General features: G+C 34.7%; 23 protein-coding genes. 6 read left to right on the top strand and 17 right to left on the bottom strand.

The window, feature by feature from the left end; translation table 11 throughout:
• Positions 1 to 9 precede the first annotated feature (9 nt).
• Positions 10 to 180, bottom strand: coding sequence for a Fur-regulated basic protein FbpA (gene fbpA, locus BGI23_RS08710; RefSeq protein ID WP_000098301.1), 171 nt, complete (start codon positions 178 to 180; stop codon positions 10 to 12).
• 193 nt (positions 181 to 373) lie between these two features.
• Positions 374 to 1,273 carry a cation diffusion facilitator family transporter gene (locus BGI23_RS08705; protein WP_070805698.1) on the bottom strand — a complete coding sequence of 300 codons (900 nt, stop codon included), beginning with the start codon at positions 1,271 to 1,273 and terminating at the stop codon, positions 374 to 376.
• 189 nt (positions 1,274 to 1,462) lie between these two features.
• Between BGI23_RS08705 and BGI23_RS08700 the strand changes: the two genes are divergently transcribed.
• A complete protein-coding gene (locus BGI23_RS08700; RefSeq protein WP_000825332.1) occupies positions 1,463 to 2,536 on the top strand; it encodes a WD40/YVTN/BNR-like repeat-containing protein in 1,074 nt (357 codons plus the stop codon).
• Between the two features lie 40 nt (positions 2,537 to 2,576).
• Here BGI23_RS08700 and BGI23_RS08695 read toward each other — a convergent pair whose 3' ends face one another.
• Positions 2,577 to 3,683, bottom strand: coding sequence for a DUF4179 domain-containing protein (locus BGI23_RS08695; RefSeq protein WP_070805697.1), 1,107 nt, complete (start codon positions 3,681 to 3,683; stop codon positions 2,577 to 2,579).
• A complete protein-coding gene (locus BGI23_RS08690) occupies positions 3,680 to 4,246 on the bottom strand; it encodes a sigma-70 family RNA polymerase sigma factor (protein WP_044790526.1) in 567 nt (188 codons plus the stop codon). Before BGI23_RS08690 ends, BGI23_RS08695 begins: the two co-directional genes overlap by 4 nt.
• Positions 4,247 to 4,510: 264 nt before the next feature.
• Between BGI23_RS08690 and asnB the strand changes: the two genes are divergently transcribed.
• A complete protein-coding gene (asnB, locus tag BGI23_RS08685; protein ID WP_070805696.1) occupies positions 4,511 to 6,334 on the top strand; it encodes an asparagine synthase (glutamine-hydrolyzing) in 1,824 nt (607 codons plus the stop codon).
• 41 nt (positions 6,335 to 6,375) lie between these two features.
• On the opposite strand, the gene BGI23_RS08680 is transcribed toward asnB, so the two are convergent.
• Positions 6,376 to 7,203: a PP2C family serine/threonine-protein phosphatase gene (locus BGI23_RS08680; protein ID WP_016717104.1), complete on the bottom strand. Its 828-nt coding sequence runs from the start codon at positions 7,201 to 7,203 to the stop codon at positions 6,376 to 6,378.
• Between the two features lie 121 nt (positions 7,204 to 7,324).
• On the opposite strand from BGI23_RS08680, the gene BGI23_RS08675 reads away from it, so the two are divergent.
• From BGI23_RS08675 to BGI23_RS08665, 3 genes are read left to right on the top strand one after another with little or no spacing between them, the layout of a single operon-like run.
• Complete coding sequence (locus BGI23_RS08675; protein ID WP_070805695.1) at positions 7,325 to 7,735, top strand: MarR family winged helix-turn-helix transcriptional regulator; 411 nt, start codon at positions 7,325 to 7,327, stop codon at positions 7,733 to 7,735.
• Positions 7,719 to 8,048, top strand: a complete 330-nt coding sequence (locus BGI23_RS08670; protein ID WP_070805694.1) for a DUF3147 family protein — start codon at positions 7,719 to 7,721, stop codon at positions 8,046 to 8,048. The genes BGI23_RS08675 and BGI23_RS08670 overlap by 17 nt, the downstream gene beginning before the upstream one ends.
• A 36-nt stretch (positions 8,049 to 8,084) precedes the next feature.
• Entirely contained in the window at positions 8,085 to 8,945 is an 861-nt protein-coding gene (locus BGI23_RS08665) for an alpha/beta fold hydrolase (RefSeq protein WP_000531706.1), read from the top strand.
• 18 nt (positions 8,946 to 8,963) lie between these two features.
• Here BGI23_RS08665 and BGI23_RS08660 read toward each other — a convergent pair whose 3' ends face one another.
• From BGI23_RS08660 to ucpA, 7 genes are all read right to left on the bottom strand, one after another.
• The gene (locus tag BGI23_RS08660; protein WP_000461775.1) at positions 8,964 to 9,335 is read right to left on the bottom strand and encodes a hypothetical protein; all 372 of its coding nucleotides are present in this window, start codon (positions 9,333 to 9,335) and stop codon (positions 8,964 to 8,966) included.
• An 87-nt stretch (positions 9,336 to 9,422) separates the two neighbouring features.
• Positions 9,423 to 9,998: a histidine phosphatase family protein gene (locus tag BGI23_RS08655; RefSeq protein ID WP_070805693.1), complete on the bottom strand. Its 576-nt coding sequence runs from the start codon at positions 9,996 to 9,998 to the stop codon at positions 9,423 to 9,425.
• A gap of 158 nt (positions 9,999 to 10,156) precedes the next feature.
• Entirely contained in the window at positions 10,157 to 10,798 is a 642-nt protein-coding gene (locus BGI23_RS08650; protein WP_070805692.1) for a DUF3885 domain-containing protein, read from the bottom strand.
• A gap of 50 nt (positions 10,799 to 10,848) precedes the next feature.
• The gene (locus tag BGI23_RS08645) at positions 10,849 to 11,940 is read right to left on the bottom strand and encodes a serine hydrolase (RefSeq protein ID WP_070805691.1); all 1,092 of its coding nucleotides are present in this window, start codon (positions 11,938 to 11,940) and stop codon (positions 10,849 to 10,851) included.
• A gap of 99 nt (positions 11,941 to 12,039) precedes the next feature.
• Entirely contained in the window at positions 12,040 to 12,675 is a 636-nt protein-coding gene (locus BGI23_RS08640) for a cupin domain-containing protein (RefSeq protein WP_070805690.1), read from the bottom strand.
• A 161-nt stretch (positions 12,676 to 12,836) separates the two neighbouring features.
• Positions 12,837 to 12,998: a hypothetical protein gene (locus BGI23_RS08635; protein WP_000108701.1), complete on the bottom strand. Its 162-nt coding sequence runs from the start codon at positions 12,996 to 12,998 to the stop codon at positions 12,837 to 12,839.
• 208 nt (positions 12,999 to 13,206) lie between these two features.
• Positions 13,207 to 14,001, bottom strand: coding sequence for an SDR family oxidoreductase UcpA (gene ucpA, locus BGI23_RS08630; RefSeq protein WP_042512953.1), 795 nt, complete (start codon positions 13,999 to 14,001; stop codon positions 13,207 to 13,209).
• Positions 14,002 to 14,198: 197 nt separating this feature from the next.
• Between ucpA and BGI23_RS08625 the strand changes: the two genes are divergently transcribed.
• Positions 14,199 to 14,621: a YfmQ family protein gene (locus tag BGI23_RS08625; RefSeq protein WP_000214597.1), complete on the top strand. Its 423-nt coding sequence runs from the start codon at positions 14,199 to 14,201 to the stop codon at positions 14,619 to 14,621.
• A 52-nt stretch (positions 14,622 to 14,673) separates the two neighbouring features.
• Here BGI23_RS08625 and BGI23_RS08620 read toward each other — a convergent pair whose 3' ends face one another.
• From BGI23_RS08620 to BGI23_RS08600, 5 genes are read right to left on the bottom strand one after another with little or no spacing between them, the layout of a single operon-like run.
• On the bottom strand, positions 14,674 to 15,507 hold the full coding sequence (locus tag BGI23_RS08620; protein WP_070805689.1) for a hypothetical protein: 834 nt from the start codon (positions 15,505 to 15,507) through the stop codon (positions 14,674 to 14,676).
• Between the two features lie 20 nt (positions 15,508 to 15,527).
• Positions 15,528 to 16,790: an MBL fold metallo-hydrolase gene (locus tag BGI23_RS08615; protein WP_041184097.1), complete on the bottom strand. Its 1,263-nt coding sequence runs from the start codon at positions 16,788 to 16,790 to the stop codon at positions 15,528 to 15,530.
• Complete coding sequence (locus BGI23_RS08610; RefSeq protein ID WP_070805688.1) at positions 16,787 to 18,457, bottom strand: ABC transporter permease; 1,671 nt, start codon at positions 18,455 to 18,457, stop codon at positions 16,787 to 16,789. Before BGI23_RS08610 ends, BGI23_RS08615 begins: the two co-directional genes overlap by 4 nt.
• A gap of 12 nt (positions 18,458 to 18,469) precedes the next feature.
• A complete protein-coding gene (locus BGI23_RS08605) occupies positions 18,470 to 19,495 on the bottom strand; it encodes an ABC transporter substrate-binding protein (protein WP_000714696.1) in 1,026 nt (341 codons plus the stop codon).
• Positions 19,473 to 20,465: an ABC transporter ATP-binding protein gene (locus BGI23_RS08600; protein WP_070805687.1), complete on the bottom strand. Its 993-nt coding sequence runs from the start codon at positions 20,463 to 20,465 to the stop codon at positions 19,473 to 19,475. The genes BGI23_RS08605 and BGI23_RS08600 overlap by 23 nt, the downstream gene beginning before the upstream one ends.
• Positions 20,466 to 20,503: the final 38 nt, after the last annotated feature.

Genomic DNA, 20,503 nt, shown 5'->3' with positions numbered 1-20,503 from the left:
TATATATAGCTACGCCTGAATATCTGCATAATCTTCCATATCTTCGTACTCTTTTTCCAATTCCTCTAAAGACAGCTCGTATAATTGTCGGTCGCGAATTTTAAACACACCTGCTCCAATTAACTCATCAATTAAATGCCTCTTACGATTTTCAACAGCAAAACGGAGTTGACTACTCATCTTTTAAAAAACTCCTTTCTACGATCATTGAAAATGATAATCCTTATCAATTACCACTTTTGATTATAAAAGATGACTCTTTATAAGTAAAGTAATTTCATGAAATATTTACCTTACAAAGTATTTGTGGCCACATTATATATATGTATGCCGTGCGAAAAATGTTATGACACTTTTTCTTATCCTTTTTCTTTCATACTTTGCAAGTTGTCTCACTATGATTAAATTCACCATCTATCTCTACTTGAATGGTGACATGTTCTACATGAAACTTTTCCTTTAATACATCCGTAGCCTCTTTTAGTATACTTTGCGTTTCATTACCTTTAATAATCAAATGGCAAGTTAATACTTGAAAATCAGATGTGACAGACCATATGTGCAAATCATGAACTTCTTTTACAACCGGAATATTTAATAATGTACTTTTTACCTCTTCAACATTTATATGCTGTGGTGCACCTTCCATTAATATATGGACCGTATCACGTGTTACACGCCATCCACTAATAATGACTAAAATGGACACAAGAATACTAGCAATCGCATCTGCAGCAGTCCACCCGAAAAATTTAATAAGTAACGCAGCAATAATCGCTCCAACTGACCCTAATAGATCGCCTAATACGTGTAAGAAAGCACTTCTTAAATTTAAATTCCCCTTCACATCTCCGCCTCTCATTAATATCCAAGCTGATAAAATATTAATAAGCAGACCAAGTACAGCAATAATGAGCATCCCATTACTAGCAATCTCAACTGGCTCTTTAAAACGGCGAATTGCTTCAATAAAAATGTATATTGAAATGACAATAAGGACGACACCGTTACATAATGCCGCTAACATTTCGACTCGCTTATATCCATATGTTTTCGCAGTTGTTGCTGTTTTTTCTCCGAGTTTAAACGCAAGTAAACTTAAAGCTAAAGATACTGCATCACTTAGCATATGCCCCGCGTCAGATAGTAGTGCTAAGCTATTTGTTACAAATCCCCCAATAACTTCAGCAATCATAAAACTTGTTGTTAGTAAAAATGCAAGTAATAACGCTTTTTTATTATTAGAATTACCATGATTATGTGAATGTCCCATACTAAGGCTCCTTTAAGGATAATATCTGTACATTAGTATGAAACAAACTCCCCATCTTTATCCCGCTTCCTCTGTATACACACTTCGCTACATTTCAAACAAGTCCTTTTTCTCAACAAAAAATAAGACTACTTCTTTTTCGGCTTCATATTATTTACTAATGAAAGAATTTTTAAGGAGGTTACGAAAATGAAACGTTTATTTCTTTGTATGGAACGTGAACTTGTTGTAGTGAAAGAACGATATGGTAACTATGAAGCGGCGTATCACTTACAAAATATGCAACCTACCTGTATCGCTGTTGATCCATTTCAAAAGAATCGTGTATATTGCGGCACTTTTGGACGAGGTCTCTGGTTAAGTGACGATAGCGGAGATTCATGGAGACCAATTGGAGATTCTTATCGTTACTTTGATTTTCCAAAAGAAGATGGTATTTTACATTCTTCGATCACTTCCATTACGATAAGCCCGAATGAGCAAGTTAACGGATATGGCGTCGTTTATGTCGGCACAGAACCGAGCGCTTTATTCCGTTCAGAAAATGGTGGGGAAACGTGGACGGAACTAAAAAATATGAAATCATTATTATCTTCTTATACGTGGGCTTTCCCGCCTAGACCTTTTACTCATCACGTACGCTGGATTACAGTTGATCCAAACAATCCAAATACAATCCACGTTTCAATTGAAGCTGGTGCTGTTATTCAAAGTAACGATAAAGGCCATACATGGATTGATAAAAAATTCGGTGCTCCTATCGATGCTCATCAATTACTTATGCACCCTGAAGCCCCAAATCGCCTTTATGCATCATGTGGTGACGGCTTTATGGGCGGACCTGATCGCGCATATCTTGAAAGTTATAACAGTGGAAACAGCTGGATTTCATGTAGTGATGGACTTGAACATCATTATTTATATAGCATGGCTATCGATCCAGCTGATTGTAATACAATTCTCGTTTCTGCCGCACCGAGTGCAGATCTCGCTCATCACCGTATTCCTTATGAATCTTATATTTATCGTAAAACGAAAGATACTCCGTTCCAGCAAGTACAACAAGGACTACCATCTGCAATTGGTACAGTCATTTCGATGTTTGCGACAAACGAAGCAGAACCACATACATTTTACACTTTAAATAACAATGGCGTGTTTCAATCCAATGATAGCGGCGAATCGTGGGAACAACTAAACATTCCTTGGAAAGAGGAATATAAAACGCAGCATCCGCATGCATTACTCGTTACTAGTTCTTAACGAAAAAAAGACTGCCTAACGGTTTTAGGCAGTCTCCCTTTTATTTCTTTAAATCAATTACGATATCATCTAGAACAATATCTTTGCTCTTCGCTTCTTTTTTTGATACTTCAATTTTCTTCTCGATTCCATTAATAAATTCCACTCCACCAAAGTTTTCTGGTGTATGTACTCGTAAGTTCACATGAGGTGTAACGATAAGCTTTGTTGCATTTTCATTTAACTTTTGGAATGTGGAACTCCAACTACTTTTGTGCGGTTCTGCTACTGTACCCGTCCCTCCATTTCCTTGACCTACATATTTATTTCCTAAATCATCTTTTATTTCTAGCTCAACATCTGCACTATCCCATTTGCTTCTTAATGCCTTAGATTCTTCTTGATTGTAAAAAACGATAAAGGACATAGGTGTTACTTCCATTTTGTCTATATTTACTTTTATTAATTCGCTTTCAGAACTTCCTTTAAGTTTCATTTCTTTACTGTCCATCGCATTTAAAGAAATCGCAAAATTCCATTTCCCTTTAATTGATTGTGTTCCATCTACTGTTTCTATCTTATCTATCTCCCATTTGACATTGGCAGCATCCATTTTTATACCATCAACATCAGTTGCTGTACTCATACCTACGTATTTCTTGTCATCCACTTTTGTAATTTTAGAAATACCAGTCGTACTATTAAATCCAGCAATTTGTAAAAATTCTAATACATTTGGATTTTCCCCTAAATCTTTATCACTTTCAATAGAATATGTTATCGTCACAGTTCTTCCATTAAAAATGGCATCATTGAGTGTAACCTTAACCCCATTACTCTCCCTCGTCATATTCAGCTCAGTCGAAAACTCTTTATAATTTTCATATAGCCCTGTTCTACCATTATCTAAAAATCGGAATATGTCACCTACAATTGGCAATCCTCCTGCATATGTAGGAAATCCGATACCAAGCGTTGCAACTGATAATCCTACTAAAATAGATGCAGCAGCAACGCCTTTTTTCCAACTTTTCATCTTTTTCTTCGTACGTATCGATTGTTTTACATTGCGCTTCACTTTTTCTTTTTCAATTTCAGAAGCCTCAATTTCCTCAAGTTCTTTCTCATCTATGTCAATATCATTTAATAGTTCATAAATGTCTTTCATATTGCACTACCTCCAAAACTAATATTCGTAGCATTTTGTTGTAGTTTCTTTTTCCCGCGGTACACTCGATTATCGATCGCTGCCCGGGTTAACCCTAACTTGTCACCTATTTCCTCTGTCTTCATACCGAGTAAATATTTCATAATGAATACTTTTTGATCTAGCGGTTCTAATTGATTAATAAGCTTCAATAATTCTTCTCTATCTTCCATAACAATTAATTCATCTTCCGCTGACTTTTCCGTACTAATATGAAACTCATCCGAAATAATTTCTACTTTTTTAGTTGCCTTCCGGTAATAATCAATTGCTTTAAACTTCGCAATCGCTGCAATCCATTTTTTAAAATCACTCGGCTCTCCATGAAACTTATTTGCATTATTCCAAATGGAAAGAAATATATCGTTTATACATTCCTCTATGAGTCCATCATTTTGAACTGGAAAAAGAACTTTATGCGTGATTCCCTTTATGAGTGGTAAATATGTATCGACAACAAATTCTAGCGCATCTTCTTTTTGCCGCTGTAATCTTTTTATAAAATTTTTCTCATTTGATTTCATGTAGCGATTCCCCTTATTTTTTTGTAAAAGCTTTTACACCCTATATAACGTCTAGAAAAAATTTTTCTCTCATCTTTTTATTATTTTTTGTATGTAATGGAATACTTTCCCTTAGCCATTGTCTCACATAACTATGCATTCAAAGAAAATTTTCTCAAGTCTGCAATTTGATTCATGTAGTACACTATTTATATAGTCACTCTTTAACTTAGTGTACATTTTATTTCGTTAATCTACTTTTAAAAATTAGGAGATGAGATGTGTATGTGCGGAATTACAGGTTGGGTAAATTGGAATAAGGATCTTTCCAATGAACATGTTATTTTAGAAAAGATGGCAAATCGTATTCAGCATCGTGGTCCGGATGCTGAAGGATTTTGGTTTTCACCTCGCGCGGCCTTTGCACACCGGCGTTTAATTGTAATTGATCCAGAAGGCGGGACGCAGCCGAAGACATTTCGTGCTGGTGATTATACGTATGCTCTTACTTATAATGGAGAAATTTATAATTTTCGTGAGCTGAGGGAACAACTTAGGAAATGTGGTCATTCATTTGAAACGCATTCAGATACAGAAGTGTTACTACATTCGTATTTAGAATGGAAAGAAGACTGCGTACAACATTTAAACGGCATTTTCGCTTTCGCCTTATGGGATGATCAGAAGCAACAACTGTTTTTAGCACGTGATCATTTAGGCGTAAAACCACTCTTTTATACAGAAAGAAATGACAGTATTATTTTCGGATCTGAAATTAAAGCATTATTAGCGCATCCATCTGTCCCCGCTGAAGTTGATACGGATGGCATAAATGAAATATTTGGATTAGGCTTATTTCGAACTCCAGGATGTGGCGTCTTTAAACATATTCAAGAAGTGCGTGCTGGACATTCTATAACGTTTACACGTGATAAAAAAATAGTTACAAAGTATTGGAATTTAGAAAGTAAGACCCATACAGATTCTATAGAAGATACATCATCACATATTTTATCTATTTTACAAGATACAGTAAAAAGACAATTAATTGCCGATGTCCCTCTCGTTTGCATGTTATCAGGAGGATTAGATTCTAGCGGTATTACTGCACTAGCGGGGAAAGAATTTGCTGCTGAAAATAAAACACTTCATACGTATTCCGTTGACTTTGTAAATAGTGCAAAAGATTTCGAGCTGACATTTGCTCGCACTGGTTTAGACGCTCCTTGGGTAAAACGCGTTTCTGAACATGTAGGGACATCTCATCATGATATTATTGTGAATGCTGAAGAATTAGCAAATCACTTATTCGTTCCCCTCCGTGCAAAAGATTTACCGAGTGCTGGTGAAATGGAAACTTCACTATATTTACTATTTTGCGAAATGAAAAAAGATGCGACCGTAGCTTTATCGGGCGAATCTGCTGATGAAGTATTCGGTGGATATCCTTGGTTTCATCAAGAAGAATTACTATATGTAGATAAATTTCCTTGGCTAACAAATTGGAAGAATACATCTCCTCTTCTACTAAATGAAGTAAGTAACCAATGTAATCTAGAAAACTATATTGATACACGATTCCAAGAAGCGATACTTGAAGTACCTACTCTTGAAGGTGAAAGTAAAAAATCCGCGAAACAACGTCAAATGTTTTATTTATTTTTAACGAGATTTCTTCCGTTCTTACTTGACCGTAAAGACCGTATGAGTATGGCTGTAGGATTTGAAGTTCGTGTACCGTTTTGCGATTATCGATTAGTTGAATATTTATGGAACGTTCCTTTCAACATAAAAAGCATTGATAATATTGAAAAAGGCATATTACGTAGAGCATTAAAGCCTGCTTTACCTGACGATGTACGGAATAGAAGAAAAAGTGCGTATCCAACTTCACAAGACCCACATTATTTACAAACAATCCGTCATTTATCACTCGACATGTGTAGTAATAAAAACAATCCTATTTTCTCACTTATTAATCATTCCACATTACTTGCTATTGCCAATCAAAGTAATAAAGAAATTAACAATTTCGAAGCAAGAAGTGCTATGGAGTATATGCTACAAGTAAATGAGTGGTTAAAAACGTATCACATCCATATTGCTTAAAAAAAGGAGTTCAAGGATAAAAACCTTGAACTCCTTTTATATTAATTAGCACATCGTTTATTTTCAGTGTCAATGGACCATCCAATAATTGTGGCACAATCTCTACCTTTCCACTGCAGTACATTTGTTAATACTGGCTCAATCTGTAAGCAACTTCCGTCGTGTAATATTTCTATTAAAGATTGGTCATCATCAAACCTTCGTTTATCACACTCTAAAATACCGTCCGTTGCCATTACGATGTGATTCATTCCTTTTTCTAATCCTCTTACACCTGACGTAAAGCAAGGTGTATTTGCTGCAAAAATATTTTTCCTACCAATATATTCGTAATTCTTCCGTTTATTTAATCGCCCTTTACCATTCTTCGTTTTCTCAGAATGGAATAAATATGCGAAGCAATCACCAACTGATAACCAATATAAAAATTCGCCTTTTCTCAAACAAATTAAACATGCAAGTTCTTCATCATCTTGATCACATTTTTCAATAAACAACTCATCTGTAAATAACGCTAATAAGTACATATGTGTATGATGAAAAGCTAAATGTATCGGGTAGGAAAATAACTCTTTTAGTTTCTCTTTTCTTTCTGAAATGGCTTCTATTATATAATCAATATTTTTTGTTTTGTGGTGTGTATCAAAAATCATAACAAATTCAAATTGTAATTCCGGATCCCACCAAGCAAGCACCGCATCTCCTCGTTCATATGCATCACTCTCTTGATTTCCCCCATATACGCCGACTGAAAGAGGACCACATTTTTCAACATGTATTTCATCTACATACATCTGTTCATGACTCATCCATTTGAATGTATTCACAGCTATCATCCTCTCTCTTGCTGAATGTATACCTTTACACATAGATTACCTTATATTTCAATAAAAATAAACTTTTTCAACATTTTTTATCCAAATAAAAGGATTTTACTTCTTTAATAGCGAATATATCTTATTATACGACATAAAAACAGGAGGATTTATTATGAAAGACATCAATCAGCATTGGGAGAGCATTTATTATCACTTACGATATGAATATGAAGACAACCTTTCTCACCAAGCCATTCGTATTTTACAAATCATTTCTCGTGAGAAAGATATAACAATTGGAAAAGTCGCTACTGAGCTTACTCTCTCTCATAACACAGCTTCTGAACACGTAAAGCGCCTTATTCAAAAAGGGTATATCATGAAAGAAAGAAACAAACAAGATGAAAGAGTTGTGAACCTTACTTTAACGAAAGAAGGCATTGAAGTATTAGAAAAGCATACTTTACTAGATAAAGAAAAGATAAAAATATTAGAATCGCAGTTATCGAAAGAAGAACAACAATTAATTGAAAAAGCTTTTTCATTATTAGCGAAGGAGGCAAAGTATGCATTTCCTCGTTAAAGTAATCGTTTCGGCACTTATTATCGGTGTTATTACTGAAGTAGCTAAACATTATAGTACGATTGGCGGGTTTATTGCTGCCCTTCCTCTCGTAAGTTTACTGAGCCTATTTTGGATTTCTTTCGAAGGCGGGAATAAACAAGAATTAAGTCAATTTGCTATAGGTGTATTATATGGATTTCCTGCATCCGCACTACTATTATTTATCGTCTATATTGGGTTAAGAAACTCATTTTCACTTAGTACATCTGTCCTGTTCGGTATAGGGGTTTGGTGTATTATTTTTGCTTGTCAAAAATTACTTCAATCTTAGTTAGGAGGGTTTACTATTTATAAATTTGTAGAGGTATTGGGGCAAACTATAGAAGTATATATGAAAGGAAGTAGTAAACAAACTGTAGTCATTCAAACCGGAATGACTTGCTCATTTTATGATTGGCTTCCTATTATAGAAAAGCTTTCACAGCACTTTACAGTCGTTTCCTACCATCGCCCAGGTTACGGAAAAAGTGAGCTAGGGAATCATTCACGTACTACATTACAAACAACAAAAGAACTTCATATGTTACTACAAAAACTAGATATTCACGAACCAATCATTCTAATCGGTCATTCCTATGGAGGTTTATGTGCACAACATTTTGCGATGTTATATGAAAATAAGCTACAATCACTTATTTTAGTTGATTCTACTTCTATGAACTTACACAGATTAGATGAACTTCATTTACCAATTTCTGATCAGACTGATTCGGATGATATGTGGCTTCAAAAATATAATACCTACTCCAAAATGGATGTAGAGATGCTTTCTAATGAACTAAAGACTATGCTAGCCGATCAATCAAGACAGCAAATTGAATTTTCTACCTCTCCTACATTATATAAAGCGACAGCTTCTGAACTATCGGAGTGGAAAAATTGTGCTCGCTCAATAAAAGAACTCTATAAAACAATAGAAGTACCTTTAATCGTTATCGGTAGAGACCCTCAATATTCTATTACTCAGTTGACTGAGGACGGCATGCAAAAAGAGGAAGCGACACAACTTGAAGCAATGTGGCAAGAACTGATTCATGAACAATTACAAATCTCAATAAACAGCCAATATATACTTGCCGAACATGCTGGTCACGGAATAGAAAATGATCGACCAGATATTATTATTGAGGCTGTTCAATCTGTACGAATAAAAAAAGGAAGCAACTAAAGCTGCTTCCTTACTTATCTATTCATAATCTTCTTCATCATCGATTTCTTCGTAATACGCATTCCCATTACTTACATATATAGGACCATTCGCAACGTCAATACGTAATACCCATGCCCATGGCACAGCTAAACGCTTATGTATTGCTCGCCAAAAGCTCATTGATTTTCTTTCGTACTCCTGGAACTCCTGAAGTAACTCTTTGTAGGAGGAGCCGTCTAACTGAATATTTGCTTCTAACAAACGAGAATGGGCATAGTACTGCAGCTCTAGTTCAGCAGCAATTTCCATTTCTTCTTCCGTTGCCATACCAATAATTGTTCCATCTGGTGGTACAATTTCATATACGTTGTGAACTTCAATAAGCCCTTCTTTCTCTTTCTCAAACATGTAAACAGCCTCCTTTAACATATTTTTTATGTTACAAAGTCATACTTCTACAATAACTTCTCTCTTTCCTCTTTTTTTGATAAACTTTTACAAATTATTTATCTGATGACCCGTATTCTCTATCCTTTCGGCAGAAACTAAATCCTCATTATGAAAATTCAACTTAAATATATCGGGCATACGAATTGTTTTCCAAAATCGAAAATCATATTTTGAATCAAAATAGTTCATGAGTAATACCATAATATTCCCATGAGTTCCTATTACAATATTCTTATCTTCATATTTTTTTAATATATTTTGAATACATATTACAGCACGCCTTTGCGCTACATCATTCGATTCTCCGCCTTCGTATGCAAAACTCCAATCTTCCCACACATTCTCGATAGCATCATTAAAATCTGCTACCGGCTCTGAACTTAATAACCTTTCTCGTAAATCTTCTTCTATTTGTATCGATACATCATATGTATTCGCAATTCCTTGTACAGTTTGAATTGCTCTTTTGTACGGGCTAGAAATCACAACATCAATATGTTTATCTTTTAATAAGCGTGTTACATTCTCTGCATCTAAGTGCCCTTTTTCAGATAAAGGTCGCTCCCGTTCTTCTTTTGTATAGGTAGAATGGGCATGGCGAACGAAATATATTGTTGTCATTTATTCATCTCCTTTTTCCGTTTCTACCCAAATTCAATACATTATCATCAAATCCCTTTACTTTTACAATAAGTGCCGCCAAATTTAAATGTTGATTTTCATATTAATAAAAAGGAAACACCCCATATGGTATTTCCCTCATTTAAAATAGACTACATTCAATTAAATACTTTATCAATTTTATTTCTGTCGTATTCTAATATCCAATCATTATATGTATGATACATATTCCTAATTGTATTAGGAGAGGTAGCTAATACATCACAACCTCTATCATCATAAATGTGAAATATAGTATTCTTGTTAATATTTATGAAATACACCCTATGAAAAATACGTGGTTTTATCCCCATATCTTGATTACAAATTGCTTTTATCATAGGAATGTATTTCAAGTTTGAAACTTTACATTTCAAAGTATATCTATATGTTTTATATACCCCGTCTTCATCGTCTTCTGGAAAAACATAAGGGATTGTATTTTTGTGTAACTTAAACAAATCAGACTTCTCTTTTACATACTTAGAAAAGATATTCAATTTGTGTTTAAAAGTTTCACCGTCTGCATAGTCATCTACATCCACTACAATATACATATCATCTGTTTTGGAATGTAAAGACTGAAATAAAGTAATGGCTCTATTATAAACGCCTTCTAAATATGGGCAGTTTTCATAAATATTAGTGCAATCATAGTTCACACCTAATTTAAAGCGAATACCAATATCCCCATTATAAAATAGAGGTGGTCTAAGTTCTAAATTTGGAAACGTTTCAAGCATATACTCCTTCAACCTCATCTCAACACCTACCTTTAATAGCATCTTGTTTACATAATAAAATTATTCTATTATAATTTATTTCTAAATTCCTCACTTGTTATAATATCTCGAATAAAATAGTCTACATTATTTCTCAACTTTTGATATGCAATTTGATCTTCTATACCGTTAAACATAATGACAGCTTCTACTTTATTCCCTTTCTTATCTGTAGTATACAAGCTTTTTGTCAATACGAATGCGGTAGAACCACCTTTTTGACCAGCATATTCGAACTTATTATTTTTAACTGTTCCTTTGAAAATGTTCTCGATTTCTTCTTGCATTGATTTTGGAAAATACTTTCTACTATTTATCTTTTCCATTATACTCATATAATCTTTAGCGTTTGCACCCACTAATCGATCTGACCAAATTCGCTGAAATTCCATATCTACCTTTAATGGGATATCCCGCTTTTTCCATTCTTCTTCGTCTTTCATCCATTCATGTATTTGTAACATATGTTGATTATACTCATCCTGTGACATGTTACGTATCTTTTCTAACGATTGATTTTCTGGCTCATGAAGCTCTTTTTCTACATACCCTCTCATATATAATGAAGCAGTATATGAAGAGAACTTGTCATGACTGGTAAGCTCTAACTCTTTTATACTTTCATTTACTCTTTCTATTCCAAGCTTATCTAACAAATATGTTGTATTTGCATTAGAACTATAATGAATCATGCCTTTAGCTACTTCTTCTAAAGTAATCTGTCCATTTTTCACGAATTCTCTCTCTCTAGCATCTTCTAACCAGTCAGGATGCGCTCCACCATCAGTATCTTTAACGTAATATTTATCTAACTCGTACAATGAAATTTGTTCATCTCGACTTATTTTCCCTTCTGATACTTGCTTAGCAAATTCAACTGCTATTACGATTTTTGCCATACTTGCTAATGGTAATTTTACATTTTCATTTATAGATGTTACTACTTCCCCATTTTTCCTAATTAATAATGAACATGTTCTATCACCTTTATGCTCTTTTATGTACTGTAATACGTAATTAGGGTCTTCTTTTGACAAATAGTACTTCATAATAAAAAAGAAAGCTATAACGGCTACTATAATGACTCCTGCAACAATTCCTATAATTTTTAATATGTTCACAATATACCCCCTCTCATATATTCCCTTCTATATTATAATTATAACGAATCTAATTACAAAATTATACAAAATAGAATAACTCTTCCTAAAAAGAAAGAGTTATTCTATTTCACATGAAGTTATTTGCCCATTTAACGTAACGACTATATTTGAGTCGCCACTTTCTTTAACACCTTTTATTCGATTAAAGTTAGGGGGACCAATTACAACTGACTCCTTAATTGGCGAAAGGTCCTTCTCTAATTTTTCTGCACTTACACCGTATGCAGCTTGAAATACTTCTGGCGGTGTTAATCTAAGTATGTCTGATCCTTCTGCTGTTTCAAACTGATCGTTATTGAAGAACAAATGTAATTGTACTTCTTCTGTTACCGCTGTGATCCAATGCCACCATCCCATTGGAATAAAGACAGTTTGCCCCGCTTTTACATGATAATTTTGCAATTGATTCGTTTCGGGATTTAAAATGGATGTAATTGCTTCTCCTGATACAACAACATCTAATTCCCACGCATTCGGATGCCAATGCGGTTCTCGCATATGTCCTTTTGTCATAAATAAATCAACAAATGCTCCACCTATCATCGCTGGTAACTGCGTTGACGTAACTTCATATGCAACGTTTTTCTCATCCCTTTTAAAAAAGATATTTTTTCTCGAATCAAAGAAAAGGTTTGGAGTTCCTGAGCTTTTCTTTAAATTTTTATTATCTGGAACAACACCTGAACTACTCATTTTATCCCTCTTTTCCATACGATACATTTCTACCTTCACAATGTATCGTATGGAAAAAATGTATGAATGTACCTAATCATTCACATAACAAAAAAACATGCCTTCATAAGGAGAGCATGTTTTGTGATATTTTTCACATTATTTAGCTGAAAATAAACTTTTTACTTACCATGATGTAACATTAAATCACTAAGTTCTTCTTCAATGTGATTTAATTTCGCAACGCCTTCTTTCCATTTATGAATATAACGTGAAACCCCAACAAAAAACAAAACAATAATTGTGGAAAGAATAATACCATATACGATTGCTACAGTACTCATAGTTACACTTCCTTATAATTAGTAATGTGGTTATTAGTTATATTTTTATTATAAACCTTTTTCTTTTAAAATACTTCGATTTCAACTTTTTGTAACAAAATTGATTTTTCTAATAATAGTACATAACATTATAATACTAGAAGAAATCTCTTTCTGATTCCTTCTAGCGTTATAATTGAAAGAACTAAAACTCTCATTCATAGTCCTTTTACTTTACACCGACTGAAACTGTTTCTGGCAATGTGCTACCACCATCAATGACAATGTGTGTACCTGTTATGTAGCTTGATTCATCGGATGCTAAAAAACCTGCTAACTGACCTACTTCTTCAATTTTCCCTAAACGTCCTAAAGGAACACCTGAAGCAATTCCATCGATTACATTACTCGGCTCATTTGGATCAGATTCATTTGCTATTTGCTCTGCCATTGGTGTCATAATGTAACCTGGACAAATTGCGTTTACAGTAATATGATGTTTTGCAACTTCTCGTGCTAATGCTTTTGTAAATCCCCAAATTGCTGCTTTCGTCGTTGCATATGCAGTTTCACCTTCATCAGCAACCAATGTTCCTGTTACAGAAGACATATTCACAATCTTTCCGTAACTTTTCTCAATCATATATGGCAATACCGCTTTAGAAAAATTCCATACCCCATTAATATTTACTTGAAATTGAAAATCACGCATTTCATCTGACATATCTAAAAAATTTGCAAGTCGAATAACACCAGCGTTATTTACTAACACATCAATCTTTCCGTACTTCTCATATGCATCTTTCACTACTTCTTTAACAGCATTCATATCAGCTACATCGACTACATAACTCGCAGCATCTAACCCTTTACTTACGATATTTTTGGCAGTTTCATGAACTGTCTCTGAAATATCAACAAGTAATACTTTCGCCCCTAGCTCTGCAAATACATGTGCAATTCCAGCTCCGTTCCCCATCGCAGCTCCTGTAACAAAAGCGACCTTACCATCTAATTTCCCCATTTTATAACCCCCTTATAAAATATATAACGTCTTTACATTTTTATCATACCAAATATTCCCTCTCATTCTTTACAAAGCTCCATTTGTTAAAAAACGTTCAAAAAAAGAAAATTTTTCACAAATTATACAAAAGTTCACCATATGTACTATTATCATATGAGTTATATTATTTAATAGGAAAAAGGGGATGATATACTATGACGACTTGGTTTATTGTTATGTTAGTTGTATTTGGGGCATTTAAAATTATCGTTTCGAGCCTTCCTAACACTGTTATTGAATCCATTATTAGCAAGTACGAAACACATCCACAACTGGAAGAAGAGAATGCGACTGTTACAATCAATGGAAATAACTTAGAAGGCGAACAAAAATCCAAAATTATTCATGATTTTAACGAAGGTTTATTTTTAGATCGCTATTACGCACCGCCACATAATGAGGGTACGCCTCTAATTATTAATGCAAAACGCGGCAAAAAAGATTTTACATTTTATATTTATAGCCATGAAGAGCATGTTGATGTTGTAAAGCAATATAAAAAGAAGGTCGTTGCTTATAGTTTACGCTCTAAAAACCTTCAAAATAGTGATATGTTCGTGTCAGCTGATTTAGCTTAATACTCATATATTAAAAAAAGGAATCCATGGCATCTGGATTCCTTTTTACTATTCACTGAAAAATAAGCTCTGTTTTCAAACTATCTTTCGGTAACAACCATCCTTTTTGGTCTAAACTCTTCATTAATAATTCTCTTTTTTCTTTTGCAATACTTGCCTCTTTTGTTTTAAACGACACTTCTATTACGAAATCATCTTCTATTTTCCCTGTATTACTAAGTGGCCAAACTTCAATATTCGTTTTACTATTTTCAAACTCCCCTGTATACCTTTTCATTAATACAGGACCGTAAATACGGGAATCCCTTAACATCTCTTCTCCCCAATTCGTATACAACCATTTGTTCATTTTCCCCGGTAACTTTTCTACTAACATGTTTTGAGCAGCTTTTTCGTTTGGTAAATCAAGTACTCCATATCCTTTCGCACTGTAACTTTTCTTATTTGAAATACTTAACGTTTTCTTTTCAAATCCCCAGTCTATTTCCGCCTCATAACTATCCGTATTACTATCGAATCCTTCTTTTTTAGCTACTTCTAGTGCATCTTGAATTACACCATTTGGAATAGGATATCTTTTTTTATATGTTAGCTCAAAATCTTTACTAAATTCTTTCTTTCGTATTCTGGCAAACCAGCCTTCATTACTTAAATTTTTATTTGCAGTATCTAAAAACTGTACTTGTATTCTTTCATAATTTGTACCAGCCTGGAAATGCTCTAGTACATCTTGCTTCATCTCTTTGTTAGGACCTAGTACTTGTTCTGGCTTTAATAATAACTTCACTTCAAAACTAGGTGTCATTGGACTAGCGGCAAATCCTTCCTTAACGTTATAAAGGAAACAACAAAAGAAAATACTTACGAATACAAATACGCTTTTCATATACCTATCCCCTTTACATTTCAAATGACTTCTATTCGTTCCATAGTAAGTGAATATACATTTTCATACCCTGCGGTGCTAAGCTTTTTCTGTAATCGATCCGTATCCTCTTTCAAAGCGTGTACTAACACCGTATGTTCTGGTGATAATGTATTTAACATCTCTTTCACATCTCTTATACTTTGGTGAACTTTATATGGAACTCGCTTCACCCTACATTCTTTACCTACACGTTCCTTCAAAACTTTTTCTGCAAAACTCCCTTTCGCAATATGTCCAGTAAAGATAATAGAATTTCGCTTTTCATGCCGAAGTTGTTCATAATATAACTGTGCTCGCTTCGTTTGCATATTCGCATCACTCATTACAACTATTCCATAACTATGTTGCGTACCGCTGTCATCATCCATAACTATTATGTTTCTTTTTAAACTCTCCATTAGCTCTTCAAGTTCTTCATTATTTTTGATCCAATCTTTATATGCGAACATCTGTTGAAATCCATCCAAAATTTCTTGATCTACTATAATAGGGAGTTCTTTATATTTTTTATATAAATACAATACGATATCTTGCGCCCTACCAAGGGGGGGCAATGGTAGTAATGTTATCCCTTTATTCCCGGCGGCGCGTTCAATTTCTGTACATAGTTCGTTTATTCGTTCATGTTGCGAAACATCATCAGTATGATAAGCGGCATCAACAATTGCGACTTTTATATCGCCGTGCAACTTCTCAGGTAAATTAGCTCGCAATATGTTAGACTCTGCTGAGTAATCGCCAGAATAGAATACATATGTATGACTCATATCCACTAAAAACCAAACAGCTCCTAATACATGCCCACTATACCCCCATTGAAAACGCAATGTAGGAGTAATCTGTACCCATTCATTCGGATTGCTAATCTCATCAATATATACATAATTTAAATCTTTTACATTTTGGTCGGTATAAGGTACATGCCATCCTTGCGCCAAATTGTAGTTTCTCCATTTTTCATAGTAAGCTGGGAGTTGCTCCTTCGTATAACGAGTTGTCCATATTTTTTTCTTATATCCATACTTCGCTAATAAAGGTAAGCCCATCGTATGATCTTCATGAATATGTGACAAAAATACTGCATCTAAAAACGGTACAACTTCTCGTTCTATTTTTGGATAACTATCCTCATATGACCGATTAATACCACAATCAAATAATATTTTTGTCTCTTTATTTTTTACGAAGTAGCAGGAGCGACCGTATTCTCCCGCTCCTCCCCACACTTCTACCCTCATCATGCTACCCCTTTTCGTTTGTGCTCCATATGCTGCAGAAGTAATAAACATAGTGTTGTAAGTCCAACTGAAACGACAGCCATCGCCATTCCAATAGATACTTCTCCTTGTTCAAATTGAGCAAAAATAAATGTTGCTGACGTTTCTACCGATGGAGGTAGTACGAGAAGCGATGCTACTAACTCCCTTATCGAGATTGTAAATGTCATCGCCCATCCGGCAAGAATACCCGGGATGATAAGAGGGAATATTATTTTTCTAAAAATATACATATAATTCCCAGAAAAAATACTTCCTGCCTGCACGAGAGAATCATCAATTTGCCCGAGCGATGCTTTTACATACTGCACTGTATAAGGTAAAAAAAGAACAACGTACGTTACGATTACCATGACTGGTGTATTGTAAATGGACAGGGGCATATAGGGGGAATTCCAAAATAAAATAAGCCCTACAACCATTACGATTCCTGGTACCATGTTCGGTAACATACCGCACATATCCAGCCATTTTTCAGAGGACTTTTTCCCCTTTCGAATCATAAGTGCTAAAAAGACGCCAATCATAACAGCAATAATCGCTGTTATAAGTGAAAAAAGAAAACTGTTCCATAGAGCTTCTAATCCTGGAGATCCGATTGTAAATAATGCTTCATAATGACTCGTTGTAAAGTTATGTAACTGTAAGCCTCCGCCTCTTAATTTTGACAAAGAAGCAATCAGTATAGAAAAATACGGGATTCCAATTGATACGATTAATAAACCAATTACATAAACCCATGCTACAACGCGCACATATATAGACAAAGTGTACCTTTTAGATTTCACACCTTTTCCACTAACCATTGCATATGAATACTTTCGATTTAATACGTTTTGCATATACCAAATGAGCATACATGCACTAAGTAATAAAGAAGATAATGCTGTTGCACTACTAAAATCAATTGGCCAACTCGAAATAAATTTATGAATCTCTGATGTTAACAAATGAAATCCGATTCTTCGTCCAAATGTAGCCGGTGTTCCAAATTCAGCAATCGTCTTTACGAAAATGAGTAAAGCACCCATTACATAACTTGATACTAATAACGGTAATATTATTTTTCTTAAACAATAGAAAAAGCTTCCACCATGAACTGCTGCCGCTTCTTCTTTACTACTCCCAATTTGAAGTAATGTATTCTTCAACATGAAGTAAAGAAATGGGAATAAATGCAGACTCATAATTAAAACCATACCTCCTAAGCTAAAGAACGAAGATGAAACCGTCTTTAGCATCGGAAAAAACTGTTCAAAATATCCGTTCGGTTGCATGAACAAAATCCAGCCCATCGATCCAATATACGGCGGTGTCATAAATGGAATCATAAAAACAATATCTAACTTGCTATGCTTTCCAACATCTGTTTTGCTCATAATGAAAGCTAGTGGAAATGCAAAGATAGTTGCCCCTATTACTACGAGTACACCTAGAAGCATCGAATTCAGAAAAATCCCAGCTAATCCACCACTCTGCATCACTTCAAACGGCTTTAAAAAATTCCAACTACTATTTTCATATACACTAGAAAGTAAAATGAGAAAAAGCGGAATGACGATTAACATCGCCACAAGTAACAACGCTACCGTCATCCCAACTTGCCTTACTGATCCAAATCGATTTACCATGTAATCACCATCTTATTGAAATACTTTCTTAAATTGTTTTCCTATTTCATCTTGTTCTTTCTCAACTGTTTTCCAATCAATATGTAATACTGGAATCTCTTCCACATTCGGTCTATTTTCCGCTTTTATATCTGTTCTACCGGGTAATAAATACGCTTTAGAAATTTGTTTTTGTACATCATCTGATAATAAATAATCAATAAACTCTTTTGCACCTTTTACATTTTTACTATCCTTCATAATACCTGCTGCACGTGGACTAATAACTGTTCCGCTTTTTGGATAAACAATATCAACTGGTTCACCCTTTGCTTTTGCACTGTACGTCATATAATCAACACCCGCAATGACCATATCTTTTGCTCCTGTTACAACTGGATCTAACGCTTCTTGGTTTGCCCCTGCTACTGTAACTTCATTTTTCTTAAGCTGTTCAAATAAATTCCATCCATCTTTTCCATTCTTTTTCACATATCCTGTCACAAAGTCTAAAGCTGAACCTGAAAGTGCTGGATCTGGAAGATTCACTTTCCCTTTCCATTCTCCTTTTGTTATATCGCTCCAATCTTCAGGCGCTGTCTTCACATTTTTTGTGTTATACACAATTCCTAACGCTGAAGCACTATATCCAAAATAATGTCCTTTATCATCCGACCATTCAGAACGAAGCTTATCAGCTTGTTTCGCTTCTTTATAAGCTAACGTTTGTCCATCTTTTTTTAATCCTTCCATCGCTGGTAAAGATGCAAGTACGACTACGTCAACGACTGGATTTTTCTTTTCGGCTTCCATTCGCGCTAAAATTTTACCTGTTGTTCCTTGAAACATTTCCACTTTTATACCCGTTTTCTTTTCAAAGTCCTTTTGAATTTTTTCTGCTAATCCTTTTGGTCCTGCACTATATACAACAATCTTCTTTTCATTCGTAGTTTTACTTTTTGCATCTGCATTACCTGTCTTTGAACTACACCCTGTTACTACGGCAGAAAATAATAAAGTACATACAAATAACGACTTAAGCGAACTGAATTTCTTCATACGATTCTCCCCCTATATGGTGAATACATTTTTTCGGTACATATAACGATACTGGCTTTCCGATGCTTAGCTTACTATTGTGATAAGCTGTCCATATTCCGAGTGTCCCCATATTTACTTTCACTTCATAACGCTCTCCTACATATGTAACGTGCTGGATTTCACCTGTATACATTTCACACACTTCATTTTTTGTCCAGCTCACATGCTCTGGACGAACCATTTGTTTACCCTCTACAAGCCAATTTGCCTTACCAACAAATTTTGCAACAAATTCATGAGATGGCTTCACATAAATATCTTCTGGTGTTCCTTTTTGTAATACTTCTCCTTGTTTCATGACAATAATTTGGTCTGACATTGACATCGCTTCTGTTTGATCGTGGGTTACATACAATGCCGTTAAACCAATGGAATGAACGATATCCATAAGCTCTAACCGCATTTCTTCTCGCAAAATGGCATCGAGTGCACTGAGCGGTTCATCAAACAAAATGAAATGTGGCTTCGTTACAATCGCTCTCGCAAATGCGACACGTTGCTGCTGTCCGCCAGAAAGTTCATGCGGATAACGTTTCTCCATTCCTTGCAAGCGAACTCGCTTTATTGCCTCTTCTACTTTTTCCCGTAATTGATTCGTTTGCTTTGTAGCTCTTAAACCAAATGCAACATTTTCAAATACAGTCATGTGTGGCCATAAAGCAAAATCTTGAAATACCATACCTATATTACGTTCATGAGGAGATGTTTTTATTTTTTTAGAAGAAGAATACATGCACGTATCTCCAAAATATATTTCACCTTTATCTGGTTCTTCAAGTCCTGCTATCATTCTAAGTAAAGTCGTTTTCCCACATCCCGAAGGCCCTAAAAGTGTGGTGAATTCACCTTGTTTCATCACAATTTGTAATGGCTTTAACGCCTGCGTTTTTCCAAAATTCTTTTCTAATCCACTAATTTGAATGTCCATCGTTTCACCTCTCTCCCCTCACTCTTAACCTGCTTTCA

This window comes from Bacillus sp. ABP14 (genome assembly GCF_001831375.1).
GTDB lineage: Bacteria > Bacillota > Bacilli > Bacillales > Bacillaceae_G > Bacillus_A > Bacillus_A paranthracis.
The sequence above is the reverse complement of the archived record's forward strand: the minus strand, read 5'-3'. Positions and strand labels throughout refer to the sequence as shown.